General features: G+C 59.8%; 2 protein-coding genes. One reads left to right on the top strand and one right to left on the bottom strand.

All coding sequences use genetic code 11. From position 1 onward, the window contains the following. Positions 1-460: 460 nt before the first annotated feature. Entirely contained in the window at positions 461-1,285 is an 825-nt protein-coding gene (eutJ, locus tag HMPREF0178_RS10870; protein ID WP_009733446.1) for an ethanolamine utilization protein EutJ, read from the bottom strand. Positions 1,286-1,583: 298 nt separating this feature from the next. Here eutJ and pyk point away from each other — a divergent pair, with 298 nt between their 5' ends. Continuing rightward, positions 1,584-3,002, top strand: a complete 1,419-nt coding sequence (pyk, locus tag HMPREF0178_RS10865) for a pyruvate kinase (RefSeq protein ID WP_009733445.1) — start codon at positions 1,584-1,586, stop codon at positions 3,000-3,002. Positions 3,003-3,027 lie beyond the last annotated feature (25 nt).

Here is a 3,027-nt window from a genome sequence, read left to right as displayed (position 1 = left end):
GACCCCTCCCCTTCCCCCGCGAAAACTTTGACTGGTGGGGAGGCCGTGCGGCAGGAGTTCCGTTGTCTCGCAAGGCGGTTGGAAGGGAACTATGGGGCTCATTTTCTTGAAAGTGCCACTCTTTGAATATTTTTTGTTTTCTATCTTATAAAAATGGCAAACAATTTTTAAGAAAAAATGATTCTAACGCTAGTGCCTTGATTTATGATACTCTTTTGAATGCGTTTCTTGATGGAAAGAAAAGGCCCATTCCCGTTTGCCAGCAACAGCAACCCCGGATGGGCCTTTTCTTTCCATCCGCAAAGCCGTCCCCTCATCAACCGGGAACGCCGCGAACAGGGATTCGATAAAAAGAAAAGTCTTAGGAGGATGAGGGGGTGGGGTCCGGGGGAGGGGAGAGGAAGCCCTTCTTCAGAAGGGTTCCTTCTCCCCTCCCGGTCTTCATTTCATAGACCGGCGTCTATCCTTCCATCAGCGGCAAGCACGCGATGGCGAGGGGGGTGAGCAAGAGGGGATAGTCAGGGCACTCGACCTTGATGCCGAGCTCCTTCTCGAACAGAGGTGCGATGCCGGGGAAGCAGCACGTGCCGCCGGTGAGATACACGGTATCCACGGCATGGCCGGAAATATGGGCCTTCACGATGTCGGAAACGCGCTCGAAAACCGGCTTCACGATGGGAGCGTACTGGCGGTTGTCCGTGCCGCGCTTCTTGAGCTCGGCCTCCTCGTAGGGCACCGAAAGCGCGCCGGACATGGCGAGGGTCACATGATGCCCGCCGGTGGCATCGTCAACGGAGGCGATGACCTTGCCGTTGGAGATGACCGCCGTACCGGTCGTGCCGCCGCCGATGTCCACGACCGCGGCGCGATCCAACCTGGCCAGACGCGCAAGGCAGCTCGGCTCGTCCGCCGTGCTCACAAGGCGCAGGTTGGCGGCGTCCAGAATGTTTGTGGAAAGCCGCGCATCCGTTCCGGGCGGGTAGGAAGTGGACGCCTCGGTGATCTTCCGGCCAAGGCGTTCCTCCGTCATGCTCACGAGCCGCTTCACGATGGTGATCGCGCCGTGATAGTCCACGACCACGCCATCGCGTACGACGGTGGCCCACTCAAGGAACGCCGACACGGGCATCCCGTTGTCATCCACCGCCATGACCACCACGTCGGCCGTGCCGAGGTCGACGCCGACATGAATGGGCCCTTCCACCTGAACAGGAGAGGCGTCGTTGCAAATCTTCGAGGCCACTTCCAGCCGCTTCATCACTTCATCCCATGCAATCTGCTTCATCGTGCTCCAGCCGTCGTTAAATGGAAAAACAACACCGCGCTTTCAGGCGGCGCTTCGTTTCAAAAGGAAAGTCGCTCTTGAAGCTATACGGCGCGGGCGGAACCCGAGTCAAGGCGATGCCTCTTTTCCCTTCTCATGCTGACGCGCCCAAAAGACTTGACAGGGGACGAAAACAGCAGGAAAAACACATAAAGCGTCTATCTGTGCCCCGAAAGGCGGCCCATTTCGATCATCGCCGGAAGACGGCGGACGACCCGTGCCCTTCTGCTCTGAAAGGCCGGCACAAAAGGATTCCTTGATGAAAACCAAAATTCTGGCAACCATCGGCCCCGCGTCCAACAAGCGTGATGTCCTTTCCAAACTGATCGCGGCTGGCGTCCGGATTTTCCGCCTTAATTTCTCCCACGGCGACAGTTCCTCCTTCGTCGACCTCATCAAGATGATCCGCGAACTGGAAATCGTCCACAAGACGCCCATCACGATCCTTCAAGACCTCTCGGGCCCCAAGATCCGTATCGGCACCTTCCCCAACGAAGGCTCGCTGAACGTGCTCAAGGGCGATCAGCTGCTGCTCGGCCCCTCCTCGCTGATGTGCAATGACGAGTTCCCATATATTCCCTTCGATCACCCCGAAATTTTCGCCGAACTCGAACAGGGCGATCGCCTCGTGCTCGCTGACGGCACTCTCCAGTTCCGAGTGGTCGAACACCGCGAGGATGGGCTCTTCAAGCTCGAAGCCAACAACAACGGCATCGTCACCTCGCGCAAGGGCCTCGCCCTGCCCGGCAAGTCCATCCCGCTGCCCGCGCTTACCGAAAAAGACAAGAAGGACCTCGTGGACGGCCTCGCCCTCGGCGTTGACGCCGTGGCGCTCTCCTTCGTGCAGTCGCCCGAAGACATCCGCGAAGCCAAGTCGATCATCCGCAGCCACAGCGACCGCGACATCCCGGTCATCGCCAAGCTCGAACGCCGCAACGCGGTGGATCGGCTCGACGCCATCCTCAAGGAAGTCGATATCGTCATGGTGGCCCGCGGCGACCTCGGCATCGAGTGCCCGCTGCCGGAACTCCCGGCCATGCAGAAGCGCATCATCCGGGCCTGCAACCGGGCGGCCAAGCCCGTCATCGTCGCCACGCAGATGCTGCTTTCGATGGTGTCCAGCCCCTCCCCGACCCGTGCCGAAACCACGGACGTCGCCAACGCCGTTCTGGACGGCGCGGATTGCGTGATGCTCTCCGAAGAAACGGCTATGGGCAACTATCCCGTTGAAACGGTGCAGTTCATGAGCGAAATCGCTTCCAAGGCCGAGGAGCTCATGGCCGAAACCCGCCGCATCACAGAGCCCGAAAACGACGGAACCGCCGAATTTCTCGCCTACGCAGCCTGTCTGCTGGCCCAGAAAGCCAACGCCAAATCCATCGTGGCGCACAGCCTTTCCGGCACCTCGGCCCGCCTGCTGTCCGCGCGCCGTCCCGTGCAGACCATCCATGCGCTGACCCCCGACGTGACCAGCCTCAAGGCCCTGAACTTCTCGTGGGGCGTGCTCCCGCATCAAGTCGGCAACGACAACGTGGGCCATCTCGCCCGCGCCGAACGTTTCATCGCTTCGTCCTCGCTGTTCGGGCTCGGTGAAGATGTGGTCATCACCGCCGGTCAGCCCACGTCCTCTTCCCCGCAGCCTCGCGGCACCAATCTGGTGAAAATCTACAGGAAGTAGCCTAAAACTACCATCTAGTAACAAC

The organism is Bilophila sp. 4_1_30 (genome assembly GCF_000224655.1).
Taxonomy (GTDB): domain Bacteria; phylum Desulfobacterota; class Desulfovibrionia; order Desulfovibrionales; family Desulfovibrionaceae; genus Bilophila; species Bilophila wadsworthia.
This window is presented reverse-complemented; position numbering and strand designations above follow the sequence as displayed.

What these genes read in the sequence shown, in the direction of transcription:
- eutJ (WP_009733446.1), bottom strand. Translation starts at nt 1,285, where the DNA reads ATGAAGCAGATTGCATGGGATGAAGTGATGAAGCGGCTGGAAGTGGCC.
- pyk (WP_009733445.1), top strand. Translation starts at nt 1,584, where the DNA reads ATGAAAACCAAAATTCTGGCAACCATCGGCCCCGCGTCCAACAAGCGT.